22 protein-coding genes are annotated in these 22,802 nt (G+C 59.4%); 13 read left to right on the top strand and 9 right to left on the bottom strand.

Annotation, left to right across the window (positions count from 1 at the left end):
* Positions 1-62: 62 nt before the first annotated feature.
* The 3 genes from glyS (at position 63) to RBB49_RS01700 (ending at position 3,900) form a co-directional block, all read left to right on the top strand.
* Positions 63-2,150: a glycine--tRNA ligase subunit beta gene (glyS, locus tag RBB49_RS01710; protein ID WP_306140925.1), complete on the top strand. Its 2,088-nt coding sequence runs from the start codon at positions 63-65 to the stop codon at positions 2,148-2,150.
* 55 nt (positions 2,151-2,205) lie between these two features.
* A complete protein-coding gene (locus RBB49_RS01705) occupies positions 2,206-2,685 on the top strand; it encodes a GNAT family N-acetyltransferase (RefSeq protein WP_306140924.1) in 480 nt (159 codons plus the stop codon).
* A 180-nt stretch (positions 2,686-2,865) separates the two neighbouring features.
* Positions 2,866-3,900: a fatty acid desaturase gene (locus tag RBB49_RS01700; RefSeq protein ID WP_306140923.1), complete on the top strand. Its 1,035-nt coding sequence runs from the start codon at positions 2,866-2,868 to the stop codon at positions 3,898-3,900.
* Positions 3,901-3,963: 63 nt separating this feature from the next.
* Here RBB49_RS01700 and RBB49_RS01695 read toward each other — a convergent pair whose 3' ends face one another.
* Positions 3,964-5,199 (bottom strand): MFS transporter, encoded by a 1,236-nt coding sequence (locus RBB49_RS01695; RefSeq protein WP_306140922.1) that lies wholly within the window; start codon positions 5,197-5,199, stop codon positions 3,964-3,966.
* Between the two features lie 386 nt (positions 5,200-5,585).
* Here RBB49_RS01695 and nadA point away from each other — a divergent pair, with 386 nt between their 5' ends.
* The gene (nadA, locus tag RBB49_RS01690; protein WP_306140921.1) at positions 5,586-6,668 is read left to right on the top strand and encodes a quinolinate synthase NadA; all 1,083 of its coding nucleotides are present in this window, start codon (positions 5,586-5,588) and stop codon (positions 6,666-6,668) included.
* 21 nt (positions 6,669-6,689) lie between these two features.
* Here nadA and RBB49_RS01685 read toward each other — a convergent pair whose 3' ends face one another.
* Entirely contained in the window at positions 6,690-6,812 is a 123-nt protein-coding gene (locus tag RBB49_RS01685) for a hypothetical protein (RefSeq protein WP_306140920.1), read from the bottom strand.
* 227 nt (positions 6,813-7,039) lie between these two features.
* Here RBB49_RS01685 and RBB49_RS01680 point away from each other — a divergent pair, with 227 nt between their 5' ends.
* From RBB49_RS01680 to RBB49_RS01670, 3 genes are all read left to right on the top strand, one after another.
* Entirely contained in the window at positions 7,040-8,641 is a 1,602-nt protein-coding gene (locus tag RBB49_RS01680; protein ID WP_306140919.1) for an L-aspartate oxidase, read from the top strand.
* A gap of 14 nt (positions 8,642-8,655) precedes the next feature.
* Positions 8,656-9,519, top strand: coding sequence for a carboxylating nicotinate-nucleotide diphosphorylase (nadC, locus tag RBB49_RS01675; RefSeq protein ID WP_306140918.1), 864 nt, complete (start codon positions 8,656-8,658; stop codon positions 9,517-9,519).
* Positions 9,520-9,630: 111 nt separating this feature from the next.
* Positions 9,631-10,695 (top strand): GlxA family transcriptional regulator, encoded by a 1,065-nt coding sequence (locus RBB49_RS01670; RefSeq protein ID WP_306140917.1) that lies wholly within the window; start codon positions 9,631-9,633, stop codon positions 10,693-10,695.
* 52 nt (positions 10,696-10,747) lie between these two features.
* Here RBB49_RS01670 and RBB49_RS01665 read toward each other — a convergent pair whose 3' ends face one another.
* On the bottom strand, positions 10,748-10,870 hold the full coding sequence (locus RBB49_RS01665; RefSeq protein WP_306140916.1) for a hypothetical protein: 123 nt from the start codon (positions 10,868-10,870) through the stop codon (positions 10,748-10,750).
* Positions 10,871-11,026: 156 nt separating this feature from the next.
* On the opposite strand from RBB49_RS01665, the gene RBB49_RS01660 reads away from it, so the two are divergent.
* Positions 11,027-11,530 carry a YqhA family protein gene (locus RBB49_RS01660; RefSeq protein ID WP_306140915.1) on the top strand — a complete coding sequence of 168 codons (504 nt, stop codon included), beginning with the start codon at positions 11,027-11,029 and terminating at the stop codon, positions 11,528-11,530.
* Between the two features lie 16 nt (positions 11,531-11,546).
* On the opposite strand, the gene RBB49_RS01655 is transcribed toward RBB49_RS01660, so the two are convergent.
* From RBB49_RS01655 to RBB49_RS01635, 5 genes are all read right to left on the bottom strand, one after another.
* Entirely contained in the window at positions 11,547-12,767 is a 1,221-nt protein-coding gene (locus RBB49_RS01655) for a cell wall hydrolase (RefSeq protein WP_306140914.1), read from the bottom strand.
* Between the two features lie 267 nt (positions 12,768-13,034).
* Positions 13,035-14,018, bottom strand: coding sequence for an NAD regulator (locus RBB49_RS01650; RefSeq protein ID WP_306140913.1), 984 nt, complete (start codon positions 14,016-14,018; stop codon positions 13,035-13,037).
* Between the two features lie 22 nt (positions 14,019-14,040).
* Positions 14,041-14,547, bottom strand: a complete 507-nt coding sequence (locus tag RBB49_RS01645) for a tyrosine phosphatase family protein (RefSeq protein WP_306140911.1) — start codon at positions 14,545-14,547, stop codon at positions 14,041-14,043.
* Between the two features lie 55 nt (positions 14,548-14,602).
* A complete protein-coding gene (locus RBB49_RS01640; RefSeq protein ID WP_306140910.1) occupies positions 14,603-15,220 on the bottom strand; it encodes an HD family hydrolase in 618 nt (205 codons plus the stop codon).
* A gap of 71 nt (positions 15,221-15,291) precedes the next feature.
* The gene (locus tag RBB49_RS01635) at positions 15,292-16,185 is read right to left on the bottom strand and encodes a folate-binding protein YgfZ (protein ID WP_306140909.1); all 894 of its coding nucleotides are present in this window, start codon (positions 16,183-16,185) and stop codon (positions 15,292-15,294) included.
* Positions 16,186-16,355: 170 nt separating this feature from the next.
* Between RBB49_RS01635 and RBB49_RS01630 the strand changes: the two genes are divergently transcribed.
* From RBB49_RS01630 to RBB49_RS01610, 5 genes are all read left to right on the top strand, one after another.
* A complete protein-coding gene (locus RBB49_RS01630; protein WP_306140908.1) occupies positions 16,356-17,687 on the top strand; it encodes a dihydroorotase in 1,332 nt (443 codons plus the stop codon).
* A gap of 276 nt (positions 17,688-17,963) precedes the next feature.
* Complete coding sequence (locus RBB49_RS01625) at positions 17,964-19,175, top strand: L,D-transpeptidase (RefSeq protein WP_306140907.1); 1,212 nt, start codon at positions 17,964-17,966, stop codon at positions 19,173-19,175.
* Between the two features lie 160 nt (positions 19,176-19,335).
* Positions 19,336-20,598 (top strand): DUF3419 family protein, encoded by a 1,263-nt coding sequence (locus RBB49_RS01620; RefSeq protein WP_306140906.1) that lies wholly within the window; start codon positions 19,336-19,338, stop codon positions 20,596-20,598.
* Between the two features lie 20 nt (positions 20,599-20,618).
* A complete protein-coding gene (locus RBB49_RS01615) occupies positions 20,619-21,272 on the top strand; it encodes a class I SAM-dependent methyltransferase (protein ID WP_306140905.1) in 654 nt (217 codons plus the stop codon).
* Positions 21,273-21,471: 199 nt separating this feature from the next.
* Positions 21,472-21,909: a cupin domain-containing protein gene (locus RBB49_RS01610; RefSeq protein WP_306140904.1), complete on the top strand. Its 438-nt coding sequence runs from the start codon at positions 21,472-21,474 to the stop codon at positions 21,907-21,909.
* Between the two features lie 65 nt (positions 21,910-21,974).
* Here RBB49_RS01610 and RBB49_RS01605 read toward each other — a convergent pair whose 3' ends face one another.
* A complete protein-coding gene (locus tag RBB49_RS01605) occupies positions 21,975-22,643 on the bottom strand; it encodes a hypothetical protein (RefSeq protein ID WP_306140903.1) in 669 nt (222 codons plus the stop codon).
* Positions 22,644-22,802 lie beyond the last annotated feature (159 nt).

The raw sequence follows: 22,802 nt of genomic DNA, 5'->3' as shown, positions 1-22,802 counted from the left end.
TTGCTAACGGACGCACAGCTGTTTCCGGAAGTCTCCTTCCAAACCCGAAGGCGTAAAACTCCATGCCCGATCTTCTGCTTGAACTCTTCAGCGAAGAAATTCCGGCCCGCATGCAACGCAAGGCGGCCGAAGACCTGAAAACGCTGGTCACCAATGCTCTGGTGGATGCAGGCTTGCCCTATGAAGGTGCCAAGGCATTCGCAACCCCGCGCCGTCTGGCGTTGCATGTTGCTGGTGTCCCGGCCGGGTCGGCGGCAACACGCGAGGAAAGAAAAGGGCCTCGTGTCGGTGCGCCGGACAAGGCGGTCGAAGGTTTCCTGCGTGGCGCCGGTCTCGCGTCGGTCGAAGAAGCAAGCATTCAGAACGATCCGAAAAAGGGCGATTTCTACGTTGCCGTCATCGAAAAGCCGGGCCGGACCGCGATTGATATCATCGCGGACTTCATGCCCGGCATCCTGCGCGGGTTTCCGTGGCCGAAATCCATGCGTTGGGGGACGACGGCAACGCGCTGGGTGCGTCCGCTGCACTCGATCGTGGCAACCTTCGGACCGGAGACCGAGGAGCCGGAAGTCATTCCGTTCGAATTCGACGGCATCAAGTCCGGAAAATCGACACGCGGACACAGGTTCCTCGCAGACGAGGCTTTTGACGTCCGGCGCTTCGACGATTATGCGACCGGCCTTGAGAAGCACAAGGTTGTCCTGGATGCGGACCGGCGCAAGGACATGATCCTGAACGACGCCAAGGATCGTGCGCTGGCGCTCGGCCTTGAGCTTGTCGAGGACCCGGGCCTGCTTGAGGAAGTGGCCGGACTTGTCGAATGGCCCGTGGTGCTCACGGGCAGCTTCGACAAGGATTTCCTTGAAATACCGGACGAGTGCATCCAGCTGACGATCCGCGTCAATCAGAAGTGCTTCGTTCTGAAGGATCCGAAAACAGGGCGGCTTGCCAACAAGTTCGTTCTGGTCTCCAACATCGTTGCCGGGGACGGCGGCAAGCTGATCGTGGCCGGAAACGAGAAGGTTATCCGTGCGCGTCTTGCAGATGCCCGGTTCTTCTGGGAAACGGACCTGAAGACGCGGCTTTCTGACAATCTGCCAAGACTGGACGAGGTCAAGTTTCATGAAAAGCTTGGCAGTGTCGGTTCCCGGATCAAACGCCTGATCGCGCTCTCGGCCGATCTGGCCGTGATCATTGGTGCTGACAAGGCCAAGGCGGAACGGGCCGCCGAGCTGGCCAAGGCCGACCTTGTGTCCAACATGGTGTTCGAATTTCCCGAGTTGCAGGGCCTCATGGGACGGTACTACGCGTCTGCTCAGGGAGAGGACGCCTCTGTCGCACTGGCGATCGAAGAGCATTACAAGCCGCAGGGACCGAGCGACAGCGTGCCTTCGGACCCGGTCGCCGTCAGCGTTGCCCTTGCCGAGAAGCTGGACCTTCTCGCCGGGTTCTGGGCAATCGACGAGAAGCCGACAGGGTCGAAAGACCCGTACGCGCTCAGACGGGCGGCGCTGGGCGTGATCCGGATCGTTCTGGAAAACGAACTTCGGATCCGGCTGGGCGATCCGATCCGCGCCGCGCTCGGCCCTATCGATGTGCCGGTCGGGGATGCCGGCGCGCTCGTCGACAGTCTGCTCTCCTTCTTTGGCGATCGCCTGAAAGTGCACCTGAAGGACGAGGGCGCACGCCACGACCTGATCGACGCGGTATTCGCGTTGGAGGGCCAGGACGACCTTCTGATGGTGGTCAAACGCGTCGAGGCGCTCGGAAACTTCGTGTCTTCGGATGACGGTGCCAATCTGCTCGCCGGTTACAAGCGCGCTGTCAACATTCTGAAGGCGGAAGAAAAGAAGGACGGCGTTCCGGTTTCGGGCCGCCCGCATGCCGATCATCTTCGCGAACAGGCGGAAATCGATCTTGCGGCGGCCATCGATACGGCGCGTGCCGAAGCAGCGAGTGCGGTCTCGGAAGAGAATTTCGAAGGTGCCATGGAAGCGCTGTCGAAGTTGCGGGCGCCGGTGGACCGCTTCTTTGAGGATATCCTCGTCAACGCAGAGGAACCGGCGCTGCGCACCAATCGCCTGCAGTTGCTGGCGGAGATCCGCGATGCGACACATGTCGTGGCGGACTTCTCCAAGGTGGCCGGGTGATCGGCGCTTTCGAGGCGTCTGAGCCCGGCGGACCGTAAACCGGAAGGAAACCGCATTGACCGTTGATGTGCGCGCCGCGCTGCCATCGCACGCCGACCAGATGGCGGAACTGATCAATCGCATCATCACGATTGGCGGTACGACAGCCTATCGCGCGCCCTTTGACCGCGAAAAGATTGTCAGCGAATTCATCGCTCCCGAGCTTGCGATCTGCTGTCATGTCGCGATCGAGAGTGGCAAGGTCTGCGGTTTTCAGGCGCTCCTTTGGGCCGATCCGACCTGGCCCGGCGAACACAGACTGCCGGCTGATTGGGCCTTGATTGCGACCTATGTCGATCCGGAGGCCCATGGCAAGGGGATCGGGCGCGCGCTCTTCGCCCGCACCGCTGCGGCGGCGCGAGATGCCGGCGCAAGTACTATCGATGCCACCATCCGCAAGGAGAACACCGGCGGGCTGTCCTATTATGCGCGTATGGGGTTCGTGGACTACCGGTCGGACGACGAAACGGTCTCCAAACGCTACAAGCCGGTTTGAGCCTTGCGCAGGTCCGCGTCGGGTGGGCAAAAGACTGCCCGTCAGGCGGGTCTTCAGCACGCAGCGCGCGTGCACTTTCGCGTGATGAGACCAGCAAATAGTCCTCTGCGCCGTCACAAGACCATTGCATGCTTTGCGCAACAGTCTATGTAGGGAGGCGCAAAAACAAGAAGCAGGTATATGTGCGAATTAGATGATGTCCCTGGCGCGAAGCCGGAAATCCGTGCGCCGCGTGACTGGGTGGCCATACTCGCGCAATACCGGGAACCGAGCACGTTGCGCAGTTCTTTCGAGCTTGGCGTTACAGCCGGTCTGTTCTTGATCTTGTGGATTTTGGCATGGGCGGCGCTGGATATCAGTTACTGGCTCACTGCGGCCATCTCCCTTGTCAACGCGGCTTTTCTTGTTCGGCTGTTCGCTATCCAGCACGATTGCGGGCATGGGTCGTTTCTCAAGAACCGCACCGTGAGCGACTGGCTGGGCAGGGCGATCGGCGTTCTCACACTGACGCCCTATGACGTCTGGCGGCGGACACACGCAACGCATCACAGTACTTCGGGAAATCTGGAGAAACGTGGATTTGGCGACATTCACACGTTGACGGTCGCTGAATACAAGGCGATGACGCGACGCAGCAGGCTGTGGTACCGGGTCTACCGGTCTCCTCTCGTGCTGTTTGGCCTCGGGCCATTCTACACGTTCTTCCTCGAGAACCGTTTGCCGATCGGGTACATGGCCCACGCAAGATACTGGGTCTACGCGATGGCCACCAATCTCGCGATCTTCGGTGCGCTGGCGCTCATACTGGTCTTCGGCGGCTGGATGCCGATCTTGCTGATCTTTTTGCCGACAACGCTTCTCGCGGCAACGCTGGGGGTCTGGTTGTTCTATGTGCAACATCAGTTCGAGAGAACGCACTGGGACACGGAAGAAGACTGGCAACTTCATGATGCCGCGCTGCACGGCAGCTCTCACTACGTGTTGCCGCCGGTTTTGCAATGGTCGAGCGCCAATATCGGCATTCATCACGTGCATCATCTGAACAGCCGGATACCGTTTTACCGGCTTCCGGAGGTGCTTCGCGACCACAAGGAATTGGCGGATAGCAACCGCATGACGATCAGGCAGAGCCTTGCCAGCATCCGACTGCATCTGTGGGATGAAAACTCCAGGCGGCTACTGTCGTTTTCCGAAGCAAGACCCTTGCTTGGCTAGGCTGTTGCAGCCGAGATTCCAAGCCGCGTTTTCGTGACATTCCGCACGCGACAGTGGTCTTCGTCACTCCGCAGGCTGCTGGGCAAGCCTCGGGACAGGTCTTTCCTGTATTGGCCAATGGATGATCGCCGCCAGGACACCGAGCACGATACCGCACCACCAGATCGCGTCATAGGATCCCGTGTCGTCATAAAGCTTTCCGCCAAGCCAGACACCCAGAAACGCGCCGATCTGGTGCGACAGGAAAACGAAGCCGAAAAGCGTCGCCATGTAGCGCGGACCGAACATGACCGCGACCAGTCCCGAGGTCAGCGGAATGGTGGAAAGCCAGAGCAATCCCATGACGGCGGAAAAAATCAGCACTGTCGCCGGCGTTATCGGAAACATGATGAAGGCCAGAATGGCGATTGATCGTCCCAGATAGATCAGCGACAGCAGGATCGGCTTCGAGTACCGGCCGCCGCCATATCCGGACGCAAGCGACCCGACGATATTGAACAGTCCGATGAGCGCGATTGCCCAGGCTCCCCAGCTAAGATCCAGTCCGGAATCCACGATGAAAGGAGGCAGGTGAACCGTGATGAAGGCGACGTGAAAGCCGCAGACGAAGAAGCCGATTGTCAGAAGGATGAAGCCCCGTGTGCCGAAGGCCTCGGCAATTGCATCGGTCAGCTTCTGGTCACCCGATTGCGCCGATTCGCTCGTCTGGTCCGGTTTGCCGCGCAGCGCCACAGCCAGGAGCGGAACGACCGCGACAATGCCGGCGAAGATGATAAGCGTCTGCTGCCAGCCGACATTGGCGAGAAGCGCGCCGCCCAGTGGGGCGAAGAGAAACTGGCCGAGCGAACCCGACGCCGTCCCGATGCCGAATGCGAGCGAGCGTTGCTGCGCAGAGACGGTCCGCCCGAAGGCCGCAAGTACCAGCGAAAACGACGAGAACGCAATCCCGAGCCCGATAAGAACACCGGCTGAGACATGCAGGGCAACGGCACTTTGTGCATCGACCATGAGCAGGAGACCTGCAACGTAGAGCGCTGAGCCGAGTGTCATCGTCTTCCAGGTGCCGTAACGGTCCGCCATCATGCCCGCGAACGGCTGCCCGATCCCCCAGACAAGGTTCTGTATGGCGATCGCGAGCGCAAAGATTTCCCGGCTCCAGTCCCGGGCTTCCGTCATGGGTTGAAAGAACAGCCCCATGGCCGCGCGCGGGCCGAAGGAAATGAGCGCAATCAGGCACCCGCAGACAATGATGAGCGGGACATTCGGGCCTTGTCTGACGTGCGCGGATGGGGCGTTCATCGGAAACCTCATGTTGGAGTTGCCGCTAAGATAACTGGATATGGGGGATCGTAAAACGTGTATTTTTGATCAATGGATCAAATTACGGAATGAATTTGCAACAAACAGAAATCAACAGCGGGCCGGCTCGAAATTCGGTTAGCTGGCTACCAAAGCGGCGGAGAATTGGCGCTCAAGGCATTGAAATCAAATCAGGAACGTGAAAAAGGCAGAAAAGTTGGCTGAAAGTGATGGATTTTTGGTCACGATGGGATTATATAAACTCTGAACGAGCAAAAGGGTCAGGGCCGCAGCGCCCGTTTTCTTTTGCGATATATATGCTCAAACTGAGTATAATAATCCGAGAGCTGAAAGTCCCAGTTCAGCCTGCTTACAGGAGGGGCGCCATGTCTGTTGCCCAAAAAGCCTTTACGGTTTCCGAACCGATTGCAAACGGTCTGACCGCGCTTGAGCGCTTCGGACGCGTGGATCGGCCGGACCTGAGCTATACGCCTGAAATCGCGGAAGCGACTGCGCCGATCTATGAAAAGGTCAAACACATCATTCCGGCCATCGAGTGGGCGGCGCTTGCTCCGACGGTTCATGCCATCAACAAGCTGAAAAAAGAGCGCAACGCTGTGATCCTGGCGCATAATTACATGACGCCGGACATCTTCCACGGTGTCGCCGATATCGTCGGTGACAGCCTGCAGCTTGCGATCGAGGCGACGCGTACCGATGCCGAGGTCATCGTTCAGTGCGGCGTGCACTTCATGGCTGAAACATCCAAGATCCTGAGCCCGGAAAAGACCGTGCTGATCCCGGATATGCGCGCAGGATGTTCACTGGCCGAATCCATCACCGGCGCCGATGTCCGCGCCCTGCGCGAACGCAATCCCGGCATTCCGATCATCACCTATGTGAACACCTCTGCGGATGTGAAGGCGGAGTGCGACATCTGCTGCACATCGTCCAACGCGCTTCAGGTGGTCGAAAGCTTCGGTGTCGACAGGGTCTTTCTGATCCCGGACAAGTATCTTGCGGCCAATGTCGGCAACAAGACGGATGTCGAAGTCCTGGTCTGGGACGGTGCCTGCGAGGTGCATGAGCGCTTTACGGCTGAGGAACTGCGCGACTATCGCAAGATCGAACCGGAAGTGAAGATCATCGCACATCCCGAATGCCCGCCGGACGTGGTCGCGGAGGCCGACTTTGCCGGGTCGACCGCGCACATGATCAACTGGGTCAAGACCAAGCGTCCGGAAAAGGTTATGATGGTGACCGAGTGTTCCATGGCCGACAACGTTGCCAGCGAGACGCCGGGCGTGGACTATATCCGCCCTTGCAACCTGTGCCCGCACATGAAGCGGATCACGCTTGGCAAAATCCTCGACAGCCTTGTCGACATGAAGGAAGAGGTCATTGTCGATCCTGTTGTGGCGGAGCGCGCCCGTACGGCCGTTGAGCGGATGATCAACTTGAAAATCTGACCGGCTTTGGTCTAAACCGCACTAGGTGATGGACCCATAAATGAGACTGAAATGGCATGCGAAATGGCAAAATCCCGTCAGGAAGGGTGTGCGGAGCGGGCTTCTGGCCCGGTCAAGCACGCTGACGCCACGGGGTGAAGCCATTTCCATGTCCTTCGGATTTGACCGGCTTGCGCCTCCTCCGCGTTGCGAAAGGCTTGAAAATGAAGCACATTTCCTGCGCTTCCGCTCCTTGACGAGACGCAAGCCGCCTCAAGCCATTTCGGCCTCATTTATGAGTCCATCACCTAAGCACATTTTTTGGGCCGCCAAATGTGTTTCGGCCCGAAAACCCTCTGGGGCAATGCCCCGTCTGTTCCGGGAAGAAACCAATGGCCGTGTCCGTTGAGGATTTCGCACCTGCCTATATCGGCGAGGATGTGGACGATGTCGTCATTCTGGGAGGCGGGCTTGCCGGGCTGTTCTGCGCGCTCAAACTGAGCCCGAGACCCGTCACGGTGATCACGAATGCGCCGATCGGCCAGGGGGCGTCTTCCGCCTGGGCCCAGGGCGGCATTGCGGCCGCGATTTCCGAACAGGATTCGGTGGAGCGGCACCGGGACGATACGCTGGCGGCCGGCTGCGGTATCTGCGAGCCCAAGATTGTCGACCAGATGACGCGGGAGGGCACGGACCGGGTCCACGATCTGTTGTCCTACGGCGTGCCGTTCGATCAGGATCTCGAAGGCCGCCTGCAGCTGTCGCGGGAAGCGGCGCATTCCGAAAGCCGTGTTGTACGCGTCCGCGGCGACATGGCGGGCCGCGCGATTATGGACGCGCTGATTTCGGAAGTCCGCAAAACGCCGTCCATTCGCGTTTTGGAAGGGTATCTCGGCGAGAGCCTGCTGGGCGAGGGGCGTTATGTCACCGGTGTTCTTGTGCGCAAGCGCGGCGGTATCACACGCCTTGCGTTTCCGGCAAAAGCGGTTGTTCTGGCGTCCGGCGGTGTGGGGCATCTCTACGGTCTGACCACCAACCCGCCGGAGGCGAACGGTCACGGGCTGGCGATGGCCGCCCGGGCCGGTGCTGTCATCGCGGATGCCGAATTCGTTCAGTTTCACCCGACCGCACTTGATGTCGGCAAAGACCCGACGCCGCTGGCGACAGAAGCGCTTCGCGGCGAGGGGGCTCTGCTCGTCAACGGGGCGGGCGAACGCTTCATGGAAGGCGTTCATCCTGACATGGAACTGGCGCCGCGTGACATTGTCGCCCGTGCGATCTACCGGGAAATCCAGGCCGGCCGCGGCGCGTTTCTCGATTGCCGCGAAACGATAGGCTCCAGGTTCAAGGAAGAGTTTCCGACCGTATACCGGGCCGCGATGGAGGCAGGTATCGATCCCGAGAAGGATCTGGTGCCGGTCGCGCCCTCGGAGCACTACCATATGGGCGGCGTTCTGACCGACGCGAACGGGCGGACTTCCCTTGATGGTCTGTGGGCAGCCGGCGAAGTCGCGTCGACCGGTGCGCATGGTGCCAACAGGCTTGCCTCCAACTCCCTGCTGGAAGCAGTGGTCTTTGCCGCACGCATTGCCGAGGACATCCAGGGCCTCATGCCGACACCGCGCAGCGCCTTCTGGAACACGATGGACGATGAGCCCGGGCTGCCGAGCCAGCGCAATGTCGAGGAACGCGATGCAATCAGCACGCTCCGCAACACGCTTGCCAGGAATGTCGGCGTCTTGCGCGATGCTGCCGGACTGAAGGCAGCGCTGGCCGACATTGCAGCTGCAGAAAGCATTTGTGTGCGCCAGTCGATCAAGAACATGATGATCACCGGCAAGATCATCGCCGCATCCGCCCTGAAACGGCAGGAGAGCAGGGGCGGCCATTTCCGCAACGACTTTCCCGAGACCGACCCGGCCATGGCCAAAAGGTCCTACACCACATTGAAAGACGTCGACGCGATCGCTTCCGACGCGTTGGAAACAGCGTGAGAGAGCGCATTGCCATGACCGGACTTCGCCTTCCCGAACTGCCCCGATTGATGATCGACGACGCCGTGAAATCCGCCTTGCTGGAAGACTGGGGACGAGCCGGCGATATCACAAGCCAGGCAACGCTGCCTGCAGACGCGTGCGCTGTCGCGCAGATCGTCTCACGGAAAAGCGGCGTGCTGGCAGGGCTCCGGTTTGCGGAAAGCGCCTTTCGCGAGACGGACACAGCTCTGTCCTTCGACGCCTTGAAACAGGATGGGGAGACGCTTGCGCCAGGGGATACGGTTGCGCGCATCGAAGGGCCGGCACGTGCGCTTTTGAGCGCAGAGCGCGTTGCGCTCAATTTCCTCGGGCACCTGTCGGGAATAGCCACGGCGACCTCCCGTTTCGCCTCGCAGATCTCTCACACGAAAGCCGAGATCGTCTGCACCCGCAAGACGACGCCGGGCCTGCGTGCCTTCGAAAAATATGCCGTCAAATGCGGCGGTGGCGCCAACCACAGGTTCGGGCTCGACGATGCCATCCTGATCAAGGACAATCACATCGCAGTTGCCGGTGGTGTCACCAGGGCCATCGAAGCGGCCAAGGCCTTCGCGGGCCATCTCGTGAAAATCGAAGTCGAAGTCGATACGCTTGACCAGCTGAAAGAAGCGCTCACCGCAGGCCCTGATGTTGTCATGCTCGACAACATGGGCCCCGAAACCCTGCGCGAGGCAGTGGACATCACTGGCGGGCGCGCGCTTCTGGAAGCATCGGGCGGCATCGAACTCGATACGGTCAGGGCGGTCGCCGAATCGGGCGTCGATCTGATCTCATCCGGATGGATCACGCACTCGGCTCCGGTTCTCGACCTCGGGCTCGATATCGAGATTGCCTGACCTTCAAAAGACGGTCCTTCGTCTCGACTTGTCCCCTCGAATGCGCCAGTCTGTGCGAAACGAGCAAACTCGCCCTCGCTTACTTGAAAGGTGCAGGAGGAAAGGCTTTCGGTGACGACAACAAGGCAGCGGGGCACGATTTCGCAAGATCGGCCGACTGACACCGGTCCCGCGAAACGCGGTGTCGATGGTGGCCAGGGATCGTCTGACGCGGAGACGACAGACGTCTGCTTCCTGCTGTTGAAAAACTTCTCCCTGTTGTCCTTCGCCTCCGCCATCGAGCCGCTGCGAATTGCCAACAAGGTGCTCAAGCGAAAATCATTTACCTACCGGTGCTGCACCCTTGACGGACGCGACGCGATTGCGAGCAATGGCAGCTGTGTACGGGCAGACTGTGCGCTTGAGGACATTACGCGGGTTGATCTCGTTGCCGTCTGCAGCAGTGACGACGTGGAACGCCTTGAGCTGACGTCCGGGCAAAAGGCAAAAATTCAGCGGCTTGCGCACAAGGGCGACCGTGTCGCCGGCATCTGCACTGGCGCTTACGTGTTGGCGGATCTTGGTTTGCTAGAGGACCGGGCCTGCACAATTCACTGGGAATATGCCGATCTTTTCAAGGAAATGTTTCCCGGAACCGAACTTGTCGATTCCCTGATTCAGGCGGATGGCCGCATTCTGACCTGTGCCGGAGGCACGGCGGCAATTGATCTCATGATCGGTTTCATTGCCGAGGTTCACGGAAGCGCGGTGGCACGCGATGTTGCAGAAATAGCGCTGCATCACGACAGGCGTTCAGGTGAGGAGAGGCAGCACACGCTTTTGCGCGCGGATCTTGAGGTGGTTCCGAAGAAATTGCGCGCTTGCATCGAGATGATGACCGAACACGTGAGCGATCCGCTGTCGCTGCAGGAAATTGCAAACCGGCTTGGTGTCAGTCCGCGCCAGTTGCAGCGCGATTTCCACAAGTACCTGGACTCCGCTCCGCTCGACTACTACAGCAAGATCCGTCTCGACATCGCGCGTCAGATGGTGCGGCGCACGTCGATGCGCATTATCGATATAGGCATTGCCTGCGGTTTCCCCAGCGGGTCACATTTTTCAAAACGCTATCGCGCGACGCACGGCATGAGCCCACAACAGGACAGGGAGCGTGGTGACCCAATCCGGAATCGGTGACACAAGACATTTTTTGCCCTAGCGTCTGGTCGTGGAAGCGGAATATTGAGCACTAGGTGATGGACCCGTAAATGAGACTGAAATGGCATGCGAAATGGCGAAAGCCCGTCAGGAAGGGTTTGCGGAGCGGGCTTCCTGCCCGGTCAAGCACGCTGACGCCACGGGGTGAAGCCATTTCCATGTCCTTCGGATTTGCCCGGCTTGCGCCTCCTCCGCGTTGCGAAAGGTTTGAAAATGAAGCACATTTCCTGCGCTTCCGCTCCTTGACGAGAAGCAAGCCACCTCAAACCACTTCGGCCTCATTTATGAGTCCGTCACCTAGGGCGGCGCGATGAGCGAGCAGAAACCGGCGAACGAGAGCACAAACGAGTTTGATCTTGCACACCGGCTGACGCGTCTGGCACAGATCCCGATGCTGATCGGCCTGTCTGTCGGCATGGTCTTGTTTCTGATCACGTTCTTCGTCGATATCTATGATGCGGTCGCAACCTACGAGTTCCTGGACCGCAAGAAGACGATCTTGCTGATCCTGAACCTGCTCGACATGGTCTTCATCGCCAACCTCGTCGTCATGGTCGCGAACAACACCTACAACACATTCCGGCTGAAATCTTCCGCCTATGGCGAGGGCTTCATCAAGGAGAGTGAGCGTGCCTATCGCCGCATGAAGCACCGGATCGTGTCGACGATCGTCATCATCGCCTCGATCCACGTCTTGAGTGAATTGCTCGAGTTCTCCCACGTCGACCCGCTGCAGGTCGCAGCCCTCCTGGGTTTCCACGTGGTGTTACTGGCCACCTATGTGGTGACCAATGTCTTCAGGACGAATGACTGAGGAAACGCGCGGGGTGCTAGTTCCAGCCGCCTGCATAGGTCTTGTAGAAGATGTGCAGGCCGACCTGTCCACGTTTCGCCATCGATCTTGCCCAGCGCGGACTGACGTAGGTCGCATGGTAGTGTGTGGAGGCGTCGACCATTTTCAGATACTGCTTGCCGTCGGAAACCTCTCGTGCAAGCCGCTGGGCGGTCTTCCAGGCACCCTTGCTTGAGATCCGGTCCTTGATGCCATCGCAGGCGAACGAGAACTGGCAGCGGTTGCGCTTGTGCTTGTTCTGGTAGACGACGCCGCAGATCGAATTCGGATAGGACGGGTTTTTCACCCGGTTCAGAACAACCTGGGCAACGGCCACCTGGCCCTCTTCCGTTTCGCCGCGCGCCTCGAAATAGATGGCTTCGGCGAGGCAGCGCTGCTCCTTCTTGGATCCGACGGCAAGGGGCAGCGGTTTCTGCGCCCACCAGTGCGGGTTGTTGGGATCTTCCGGTGGCGGCAGTTCCTGCTCGTACTTGGCCGCACCGAAAAGCGCGTCGAAGGGTTCCTTGGTTTCTTTCACGCTGTCCGGTGCATAGGCGGAAACGAGGGAAAAGCTGGCCGCTGCCGCATTCCTGGCCATCATTACCTTCTGCAGGTCCAGCGGTCCGTCCTCAAGAAGGCCGTCTTTTCCGGCCTCGGCAAGGCGGCTGCTTTCCTTTGAATCCAGCGGCTGAGGCTTGACGAAGGCGACCCGTGGCAGGTCCTCGTGCTTCTTTTCGTTGGAGATCAGGCTGGACATTGCATAAACATTGCCGGCCGCCCGGTCGACGAGGTGCCGGTCAGGCGCAACAGTGATCTTCCTGTTGCCTTTCGCGGATTTGTTCGTTGCGATTTCGTCCGGGATTTCAACCGGCCGCGCACTCGCGACAACGTCGCCCATGCCATAAAGCGGGCGCGCCTCGGTTCCCTTTTCAGCCGATGTCAGCGTGAGCACCGGTGCGCTGGTATAGTCCGGCACCGCTGGTGTCCCGAGCGCCAGTTTCGGAGTGATCCGGGTGGTGAAGTTCGCCGGCTCAAGCGCCATCATCCAGCGGGGGGACTGGTCATGCCTGGCATTGATGAGGGCAAAAATATCCTGATCGCCGATCGAGCCACCGATCCCGAAAAACAGGAGCGGACTTGCGGCGAGCGCGTATTTCAGGCGGCGCAGGCGCACACGCGCCGGCGTCTTGCTCTGTGTCACTTTCAGAAAAAGTTGCATTCCTACGCGGGATCCAGGGCCAAACATACGCAGCCAACTCCAACTCGTTTCACACCGTCCCGATGCGCCGGGCGATAAGCACTAACGCTCTGTAAACAGTGGCGCTGGAAATGAGGATGCAGGCTTAACCTTGAAAGAGCGTTAATAAGCGTAAAATCGCCCGGTATTCGCGAAATTTTTTCTGCACTGCGCGAAATTATGGTTAATGGCGCAAGGTGTTAGGTTGCGATCACGAACGGTTTACTACCTGAATTGCTTAAGAAGGTCTTAACGGCTGCCCAGCCTCAAGCCCGGTGCGGGGCGTTCGCTCATGAGCTGGTGCCGGAAGCGGAAAAGCGCGGCCGGCCGTCCGCCGGTCGTGGTTGACGTTGCCCCGGTCGGTTCGACGAGATCCGCGTTTTCAACCAGCCGCCTGAAATTCTGCTTGTGCAGGTGCCGTCCGGAGATCGCTTCCACGGACGTTTGCAACTCTGTCAGCGTGAAGACTTCCGGCATCAATTCGAAAATGACAGGCCGGTACTTCAGCTTGCCGCGCAGGCGCGTGATGGCAGTTGCAAGGACCCGCCGGTGATCGAACCGCATGGAAACGCCGAGATAGGGCAGGTCCTTGCGCTCAAGCGCGGCCGGCCGGCCGTCCCGTTTTGCTTCCGGCACGAGACCGGCTTCATAAAGCAGCTCATACCGTTCCAGGGCCCTTTCCTCGTCCCAGTGCGAAGCGCCCAGGCCGAAAGCGAGATGCACCCGCTCCTGGCGGTCCAGCGGTTTGGGCGGTTCGCCTTCAGGCGGCGGTTCCTGCGCCCATGCCTCCAGTGCCGGCAGTATGTCGGCGTCGAGCAGGGAGGGCCTGCCGGCGCGCCAGTCTTCCCAGGGAAAATAGTCGTACCAGGACCGCCACGCGGAGTTGTGTTTGGCCAGCGTGTTTTCCGAATCTGCGGTCTGGCGTGTCAGGGCGAGATATCCGACCGACACGACGTGTGGCCCCTCGTCGCCCGAGACCCGGTGCCGCCCCCGGTCACCGAACGTATAAAGCTGTTCCACGTAGCCGAGGCGCAGGGCGGTCTGGCTTTCCACCCAGGATCTGAGGCCGATCTCGATGGTCCTGTGATGGATCGGGTCGAACGGGCCGTAGGGCAGGCTGTCGAGTTCGGCATTGTTCTCGTCATTGACGTGAACGATTTGCGGCAGCCCGTCCGAAACGGACACGACGACCGCGTTCAACCCGATCTCGATACTGGCGTGCCTGTTCGGCATGAAGGCTCCCTCAATTGGTCCTTTAATCGAGTGGCATGATGAACGGGCTGCCCTCGAAAGCGTTTGCTCCGCGCCCTATGCCGCGTATGGCGTCGATCATGCGGCCCTCCCGGCCGAGCAGCTTGTCTGCCATGGCGACGAGCCGCGCGTTGGGAGTGGCTGAGGCAGAATTCTCACGCAGCAATGCGGCAAGGCGGTATTCGTCCGCCTCGGGATTGAGCGCGCAGGCCGCGACATAAGCCCCTGCCGTCGACCGGCTGATACCGGCCCAGCAATGGATGACCAGCGGAGCGCTTTTGTCCCAGCTGGCGACAAACGCAAGAAGATCCTCGATATGCTTCTCGTTGGGTGGTGTCAGGCCCGCGATCTGTTCGACTATGTCGTTGAAGGCAAGAAACAGATGCCTGTCGGGCGAGACCCCTTCGGGCGTCGGGACATCCATCTCGGCATTGATCAGCGTGACAACGGACTTCGCGCCGGTCGAAGCGACGGTATCGTTCAGTTTCGAAAGGGAACACACGTGCAGCATGACGGAACCACAATTATCGTTTCATGTTGTAAATTAGGGTCATTCGCAGGGAAGGTCACGCCTTTGCGTGTCCGCTTTTTCTGTTGTTCCCAGCTTCGCGCAACTTTTCGATCTCATCGAAGCGCTTGAGGAACATTTCCTGGGCCACGGCAACGGGCATGGGTGCTAAACCGTAACGCTGGGCGCCTCTGCCGGCCGTTGCAAGACCGGTCGGTCTGCCGAAAATTCGCGCTGCTTCCTCTTCGTCGAAACCTGCAAGTTCCACGGCCTCGAAATAGGCACAGATGATGTCGGCCCGCTTTGCCAGTTTCTTGATCGCCTGGGGCAGTTCGGCAGGCAATCCGAAGCGAAGGTGGATTGCCGCCTGGAGGCGCGCCTCCACGCCCTTGTAGGCTTCGCCGATCACCGCCTTGAACGGGGAAATCATGTCGCCGATGACATATTCGGGAGCATCGTGCAGCAGCACCGCCTGACGCCAGTCCGGCGAAAGGTCGGGTTTCAGTTTCAACGCGATTTCCTCGACAACCAGGCAATGTTCCGCGACCGAAAAGGCGTGATCGCCATGCGTCTGACCGTTCCAGCGCGCAACGCGGGCCAATCCATGCGCGATATCGGAAATTTCGACATCAAGCGGCGAGGGGTCCAGCAGGTTGAGGCGGCGGCCGGACAGCATCCGCTGCCAGGCGCGGGGCGGTTGATCGGGGCGGGCGATTGCTTCTGATCCTTGTTGAACTCAGGCGGTCTTCAGTTCTGGGTTTGCGGTTCGGTCAGGGAGAAATTGGCCCATTCGGGTATTCGGACCTCAATCTCGACATCGCCGCAGGTCAAGGGGCTGCCGTTGTCCTCGGCCTGTGTAACCTTGTCAAGGCGCAGCAGCGCCAGTCCGACACCTTCACCACTCTCCAGCGCCATCGACGAGCCGATTTCGCCGACGTTTTTTCCACCAGCCGTTACCTGTGTTCCCATTTCAGGCAGCGCGGCACTGCCTTTGACGAGCACGAATCGTTTGCGCGCCGTGCCGCGGTGGTGCACACGCGACACGACCTCCTGACCGACGTAGCAGCCCTTTGTGAACGAAACCCCGCCCAGCTGATCGAGATCGGCATCGTGCGGGAAGATGTCCGAATAGGAATAGTCCTTGAGGCCCTCCGGGACACCCGTTGCAATACGGTGGCGTTCATACGCTTCCAGATCCGCCTCGATTGCTCCCGCAGGAAAGTTGGTCTTCGAAACGGGCGCGACGATGCGTTGGCCGAGGGCGGATGTTCGCGGATCGGTCACCGCAATATGGGCTTCGTTGAACTCCACCGGACCGTTCCAGACGGCAAAGACACCCGTGTCCGCATCCAGCACGTCAAGCTCGACCTTCGCCCTGAGCCTGTAGAACGTCAGGCGTTTGAGGAGATCCGGGGCGACGGACGCGGGAACATCCGCAAGATAGCCGTCATCTGTCTTGTAGATTAGGAAGTCGAACAGGATCTTTCCCTGTGGTGTCAGCAATGCCGATGAGGACGCACCGTTTGCATCCGTGTCCTCCATATCGGCGGTCACGAGGTTCTGCAGGAAGGTATGCGCGTCTTCCCCGGCAATCCGGATCAGGGCGCGGTCGGTGAGATGGGCAATCTTGGCAGACGGCACGAGGAACTCCTGCAGTTTTGATGGGTCCAAACCTTAACCGCGAAATAGTCCTTTTGACCGCGCACGACAAGGTTGGGATTTCGTCTCTCACATCTGGTTCTTTTTTTGCCGCCCGCGTATAAGCCCGATAGCAGCACGTGCCAGAGCCCGAGACATCCGGAGGAATTTCCATGAGCGAGACCTATGACCTGATCCTGAAGGGTGGAACCGTTGTCAATCAGGACGGGGAAGGTGTCCGCGATGTCGCCATCCGGGACGGTCGGATCGCCGGGATCGGGTCATTCGACACAGCCCAGGCAGGCGAACAGGTCGATTGCACGGGCCTGCACGTTCTGCCCGGCGTGATGGACACACAGGTGCACTTTCGCGAGCCGGGCCTCGACCACAAGGAAGATCTGGAAACAGGCTCCCGCGCCGCGGTCATGGGCGGTGTCACGACGGTCTTCGAGATGCCGAACACGAACCCGCTGACGACCGATGAGGCCGCCCTTGCGGACAAGGTCAGGCGCGGGCATCACCGCATGCATTGCGACTTTGCCTTCTGGGTCGGCGGCACGCGGGAAAACGTGAAGGACATTCCCGAGCTAGAGCGTCTCCCGGCAGCGGCCGGCATCAAGGTCTTCATGGGCTCGTCGACCGGCAACCTGCTTGTTGAAGACGATGACGGGGTGCGGGACATCCTCTCCGTGACCCGCCGCCGCGCCGCGTTCCATTCGGAGGACGAGTTCCGGTTGAGGGACCGCCAGTCAGAGCGCATCGAGGGCGATCCGCGCTCCCACCCGGTCTGGCGGGACGTGACCACTGCCCTGCAATGCACGCAGCGCCTTGTCGGGATCGCGCGGGAAACCGGTGCGAAGATCCACATTCTGCATCTGTCGACCGCAGAAGAGGTCGACTACCTGATCGATCACAAGGATGTCGCCTCGATCGAAGTCACCCCGCATCACCTGACCCTTACGGACGAGGCCTATGAGCGCCTTGGAACCCTGGTGCAGATGAACCCGCCGGTACGAGAACCGCGCCATTCGCAGCGGCTTTGGTGGGGACTGGAACAGGGGATCCTCGATATCTTCGGCTCCGACCACGCGCCGCATCTTCTGGAAGAAAAGCAGAAGACCTATCCCGCATCGCCCTCCGGCATGACAGGGGTGCAGACACTGGTACCGATCATGCTGGACCACGTCAGCAAGGGGCGCCTGAGCCTTGCAAGGTTCGTCGACATGACCAGTGCCGGACCGGCGCGCCTGTTCCAGACCGCGCGCAAGGGACGCATCGCGGTCGGCTACGATGCCGATTTCACCGTCGTCGATCTCAAGCGAAGTGAAACCATCCGCAACGACTGGATCGCCTCCAAATGCGGCTGGACACCTTATGACGGCAAACAAGTCACCGGATGGCCTGTGGGAACGATGGTTCGCGGACAAAGGGTCATGTGGGAAGGCGAACTCAGCACGCCCTCGAAAGGCGAAGCGGTCCTCTTTCAGGACGGGCTCAAAAGATAACTCAAATCAGTCCGGCCAGGCTTTGGCAGCGCGACGCGGTGCGAAGCGAACGTATTCGCACGTCCGGTCGGCCACTTTTGCGTGTTTGATACCGATCCGAACAATTTGTGATGTGAATAACAGTCCCAACCTGCCTAAAGTGACAAGGTGGTATTGCAAACGGGGGAAGGAAACCAACGGGTAACTGTGTTTCCTAACCCGATCTAAAAGGGTTTTGAGTAGAGTTTTCAGCGAGCTTCAGGGTTCAGCGTTAGAGAGCTCAGGGATGTCGTCAAAATGTTTCAGTTTATGCGTAAGGGCAGACTTGGCGTTTTTGTCACTGCCGCGATCTTTTCAGCCAGCGCCGTTTCCACGGCGGCTGCCCGTGACACCGCCGCCGATACCGCCAAGGAAGCGGTCGACGAGACACCGATCCACATGCTCGTGTCGATCGACAACCAGCAGATCAAGGTTTATCGCGGCCTCGATCTGATCGAGCAATCGCCGATCTCATCCGGAAAGCGCGGTCACAGCACGCCGACAGGCGTGTTTTCGATCCTCGAAAAGCGGCGCAAGCACTTCTCGAACCTTTATGACAACGCGCCGATGCCGTTCATGCAGCGCCTGACATGGTCGGGTATTGCGCTTCATGTCGGCAAGTTGCCCGGCTATCCGGCATCGCATGGCTGCATTCGTCTGCCACGCCCCTTTGCCAAGTCGCTCTACAAGATGACCAACCGCGGCATGCATGTAGTCGTCACACGTGGTTCTGCCGAGCCGCAGGCCGTTCGCCATCCGGTTCTGCCGCAGCCTTTCGTGCCGGCGACGGAGGTGGCCAGTCTCTCCGGTTCGACGATCGATGCCGATCCTGCGCTGCGCGGTGCGATCAGCCCTGCGACACTTCAGGCGGCACTTGAAATCGCACAGCCGGAGAATCCGTACTTTGACCGTCCGCTGCGCATGATCATTACGCCGCGCAAACAGCCGAACAAGATCAAGGTTCTGCAGCGGCTCCTGAACGAAATGGGCTACAAGGCCGGTCCTGTCGACGGTGTCGTCGGCCGCAAGACCCGTGCCGCAATCGGCCTTTACCAGGAAATCACCGATCAGCCGGTGACGGAAAAGGTGACCGATAGCCTGATTGCACGCGTTCATCTGGATGCAGGCTACGAAAAGAGCCACAACGCAACCCTGCGCGTGCGCCGCAAGTTCCGGGATATCTATTCCGCACCGGTTTCCATCAAGCATCTGGAACAGGCAATCGGCACGCATGTCTACACCGCGCTTGACTTCGAGCAGGGCGAGGGCAGCGTTGAATGGATTGCCGTTTCCGCAGAAGGTGACCGGGGTGGCCCCTCGGATGACCTCCTGAACCGCATCGACATGCCGGAAAAGGTTGCCCGCGATCTCTCCAAAATGCTGACGCCGGGAACCTCGCTGACGATCACCGACCGGAGCTTCAAGCGTAACACCGGCCTTGGTACCGACTTCGTCGTGATCACCCGCTGACCGTATCGAGGCACCTGCGAGCCGAAATGAAAGCCCCCGCCTATCGCGGGGGTTTTTTATTATCCGGATAACCTCGGTTTTTGGGTTCAGCGTCACCAAACTGTCGTCTCTCTCACGTATCGGAAAGCCGATTACTGGCGCGGCGATCCGGGAGAAAATCATGGCGCAGAGCACGCTCACAGCATCCAAGAAACGGCTCAGCAATGCGGTTCACCGCTCGGATGCCACATCGCGCGAAGGCATTTTGGAGCGTCTCTTCACATTCGCGTTCAAGGGTCTGGTTTATCCGCAGATCTGGGAAGATCCGGACGTGGACATGAAGGCGCTGCGCCTGACGCCAAGCTCCCGCATGATCGCGATTGCGTCCGGTGGCTGTAATGTCATGTCCTATCTCACCGCCAATCCGGCGGAAATCACCGCCGTCGATCTCAACCGTGCCCATGTTGCGCTGGGAAGGCTGAAACTCGCCGCTGCCCGGCACCTGCCCAATTACGAGACCTTCTACCGGTTTTTTGGCGAAGCGGATGAAAAGGCAAACGTCGCGGCCTACAACCGTTTCCTCCGGGAAAATCTCGACGCTGAAACCATCGCTTACTGGGAAGGCCGCGACGTCGCCAACTGGGGACGCAAGCGCATTACGCTGTTTTCGCGCGACCTCTACCATCACGGATTGCTTGGCTATTGCATCGGGGCCGGCCATCTCGTTGCAAAGCTCTACGGCATTGACCCGAAGCACATGGTCAAGGCGCGGTCGCTGGAAGAGCAGCGCACGTTCTTCGATACCGCCCTGGCGCCCCTGTTCGACAAGCGGCTGGTCCGCTGGGCGACCTCGAAGAAGATGTCGCTTTACGGCCTCGGCATACCGCCCGCGCAATACGATGCGCTTGTCTCGGCAAGTGCCGAGGGTGACATGTCCGCTGTCCTCAAGGACCGCCTTGAAAAGCTCGCCTGCGATTTTTCCATGAAGGACAATTACTTCGCCTGGCAGGCGTTCGGGCGCGGATATGCCCCCAAGGCGAAGGAAACATCCGGAGAGTCCGGTCCGCTGCCACCCTATTTGAAACGTGCGCATTTTGAAGAGATCCGGAGCCGTGCCGGCCGTGTCCGGGTTCTGAATCGCAATTTTACCGAACACCTCCAGACAGTGGAGAATGACAGCCTCGATGCCTATGTCCTGCTCGACGCGCAGGACTGGATGACGGATGCGCAATTGAATGCGCTCTGGTCGGAAATCACGCGGACAGCCAGGCAGGGTGCCAGGGTCGTGTTCCGAACGGCCGCCGCTCCGACCCTGCTTCCCGGGCGTGTCGCCGACGACACGCTTGACCGCTGGACCTACGAAGACGAAGAAAGCCTGGAACTGGGCAAGCAGGATCGCTCGTCCATTTATGGCGGCTTCCATCTCTATGTTTTCAACGGCTGAGCAGCGGAGCGGTACCTGACATGAGCGGCGCGGTCGAAACGGCAAGACTGATGGACGCCGTCTATCGGCGTCAGCGGCACATTTACGATGTCACGCGCAAATACTATCTGCTGGGGCGCGATCACCTGATCAGGGAGCTGAAACCACCGCGCGGCGGCGCTGTGCTGGAATTGGGCTGCGGTACGGGCCGCAACCTGATCGCAGCGGCAAGGCTTTATCCGGATGCCCGTTTCTACGGATTGGATATCTCCCGGCATATGCTGGAGACGGCCGCCAGGAACATTGAGAATGCGGGATTGAGTGACCGGATCACCCTGATCGAGGGGGACGCTGCAAATCCGTCCGCGACCGAAGGCCTGGGTGTCTCCGGTTACGACCGGGTGTTCTACTCCTATACCCTCTCGATGATCCCGATCTGGCGGGAAGCGCTGCAGGCCGGGTCAGCCCGTCTGAAAGAAGGCGGACGCATCCATGTCGTCGACTTCGGTCAGCAGAAAGGATTGCCGCGCTGGTTTGCGAGGCTGCTGTTTGCCTGGCTGAAGTCATTTCACGTCTCGCCGCGCGCCGAACTGGAAGACGAACTCCGTTCTCTGGCCTTGCAGTCCGGAAGCCGACTCCGGTTCTGCCACCTTCATCGGGGCTATGCCGACTACGCCGAGTTGACCAGAACCTGACCCTCCCGAATTGCCAAACAGAGTTCGTGCCGGTGCGGGTGTGACAAGGCGGACCGTCAGTGCCTCCTGCCGGCTGCCCGTACCGCATTAGTCCCTAAATTTACGAGGTTTTTTTGCGTTCTTAGTCATGTTACGAAGAGTAACTTAAATAAAAAGATAGCGTTTTTTTGGTCTGAATTAGGGTGTTGGGGGGAGCGATATGTCAGAAACTTATTATCTCATGGGAATGATCATGGATTTTCATTCCTCGAGCAAGGAAGACGGATATTTTCTTTGTAGTGCGATTCTATCAAGTGGTGCCGGTGCACCGCCCAATCGCCATATGAACGATCAGGAATCCTTCTTTGTCCAAAAGGGGCAGATCGAATTCACGGTAGGAAACGAGACCATTCTTGCAGAGAGAGGCCAGTTTGTGAAAGTACCCCGCGGTGAAGTTCATTCGTTTCGCAACACGAGCGGTGAGGATGCCGAAATGCTGATCCTCAACGTTCCAGGTTCCATCCACGAAAGTGTCTTCCGGACTTGCGGAACAAAGCTGGCGCCTGGGTCGCGCGATTGGCCGAAACCCGAACCCGAACTCGACATGGCGTGGGTTGCCAGGGTATGTGCCGACGAAGGTCTGGAGATTGTCGGATAATGCGTCCGGACTGACCCTTTGTCGCGTTTCTTAATGCGGCAACTTCGACCGTATACGACTTTCGCTCAGTCACCGGCAACGAAATAGTGAAGCGTACCGTCCGGGCCGATGCCGACGCGGTAGAATGTCCACGCCCCGAATTGCTCCATCTCCGCAAAGTCGCCCGCGGTGATGATGCGGTACATCTCGACTTTCTGGTCGGGCGCGAGATCCTGCAACGGGTATCGGGCAAAGTAGGGCCAGATATACATTTCCTGCGGCGTGCCGACATCGACATGGACAAAGCCGCTGTCCAGCGTGTCGGCAAGGATCGCGAGAATTTCAAACCCCTCGCCATCACCCGAGCTTTCCTTCAGAAAATCAATCGGATCGCCAATTTCCGTGAACGAGAGCGTCGGCGGCAGTTCGTTGCTTTCCAGGATCATCCGGATGCGCTGCAGGTCCCCGTATTCCGCGGCTTCCTTCAGCTGTGCATGCATCCGCGCGACGGGCTTCGGCAGGACGGCGGTGTTGTAAAGAACTTGCGGTGGCGCCAGATCGGCCGGTGCATCAGAGTTTTGCGAAGAAGGCGTTGTCGCCGTCTGCGGGATCTGCAGTTGATCGTCCGGTATGGGCGCAGCCTCCGACCCGCCGTCCGTTTCGAGTTGAATGGTTTCGGTGGTCACGTTTTTCGCCATGCCCGGTGCCGGTAACAGGCAAAGGGCCAGGCCTGCGATCCAAGTAACCCGCTTCATGGCAATCTCCCACGTTCAGATGCGATGCCGTTTGCCCACCAGAGACATTCCTTAAACAATTCATGCAAGACTGCAAACCGGACACACCGGAATAATTTCCGTTCTTGTCAGGAAGCGGGCAGGTCGCTATCGAGAGGCCCAGTGCTTCCTGCCAAAGAG

It is taken from the genome of Roseibium sp. MMSF_3412 (genome assembly GCF_030733265.1).
Classification (GTDB): domain Bacteria; phylum Pseudomonadota; class Alphaproteobacteria; order Rhizobiales; family Stappiaceae; genus Roseibium.
This window is presented reverse-complemented; position numbering and strand designations above follow the sequence as displayed.

Coding starts and splice junctions, on each gene's coding strand:
- glyS (WP_306140925.1), top strand. CDS start 63: ATGCCCGATCTTCTGCTTGAACTCTTCAGCGAAGAAATTCCGGCCCGC.
- RBB49_RS01700 (WP_306140923.1), top strand. CDS start 2,866: ATGTGCGAATTAGATGATGTCCCTGGCGCGAAGCCGGAAATCCGTGCG.
- RBB49_RS01695 (WP_306140922.1), bottom strand. CDS start 5,199: ATGAACGCCCCATCCGCGCACGTCAGACAAGGCCCGAATGTCCCGCTC.
- nadA (WP_306140921.1), top strand. CDS start 5,586: ATGTCTGTTGCCCAAAAAGCCTTTACGGTTTCCGAACCGATTGCAAAC.
- RBB49_RS01685 (WP_306140920.1), bottom strand. CDS start 6,812: ATGGCTTCACCCCGTGGCGTCAGCGTGCTTGACCGGGCCAGAAGCCCG.
- RBB49_RS01680 (WP_306140919.1), top strand. CDS start 7,040: ATGGCCGTGTCCGTTGAGGATTTCGCACCTGCCTATATCGGCGAGGAT.
- nadC (WP_306140918.1), top strand. CDS start 8,656: ATGACCGGACTTCGCCTTCCCGAACTGCCCCGATTGATGATCGACGAC.
- RBB49_RS01665 (WP_306140916.1), bottom strand. CDS start 10,870: ATGGCTTCACCCCGTGGCGTCAGCGTGCTTGACCGGGCAGGAAGCCCG.
- RBB49_RS01660 (WP_306140915.1), top strand. CDS start 11,027: ATGAGCGAGCAGAAACCGGCGAACGAGAGCACAAACGAGTTTGATCTT.
- RBB49_RS01655 (WP_306140914.1), bottom strand. CDS start 12,767: ATGCAACTTTTTCTGAAAGTGACACAGAGCAAGACGCCGGCGCGTGTG.
- RBB49_RS01650 (WP_306140913.1), bottom strand. CDS start 14,018: ATGCCGAACAGGCACGCCAGTATCGAGATCGGGTTGAACGCGGTCGTC.
- RBB49_RS01645 (WP_306140911.1), bottom strand. CDS start 14,547: ATGCTGCACGTGTGTTCCCTTTCGAAACTGAACGATACCGTCGCTTCG.
- RBB49_RS01640 (WP_306140910.1), bottom strand. CDS start 15,220: ATGCTGTCCGGCCGCCGCCTCAACCTGCTGGACCCCTCGCCGCTTGAT.
- RBB49_RS01630 (WP_306140908.1), top strand. CDS start 16,356: ATGAGCGAGACCTATGACCTGATCCTGAAGGGTGGAACCGTTGTCAAT.
- RBB49_RS01625 (WP_306140907.1), top strand. CDS start 17,964: ATGTTTCAGTTTATGCGTAAGGGCAGACTTGGCGTTTTTGTCACTGCC.
- RBB49_RS01620 (WP_306140906.1), top strand. CDS start 19,336: ATGGCGCAGAGCACGCTCACAGCATCCAAGAAACGGCTCAGCAATGCG.
- RBB49_RS01615 (WP_306140905.1), top strand. CDS start 20,619: ATGAGCGGCGCGGTCGAAACGGCAAGACTGATGGACGCCGTCTATCGG.
- RBB49_RS01610 (WP_306140904.1), top strand. CDS start 21,472: ATGTCAGAAACTTATTATCTCATGGGAATGATCATGGATTTTCATTCC.
- RBB49_RS01605 (WP_306140903.1), bottom strand. CDS start 22,643: ATGAAGCGGGTTACTTGGATCGCAGGCCTGGCCCTTTGCCTGTTACCG.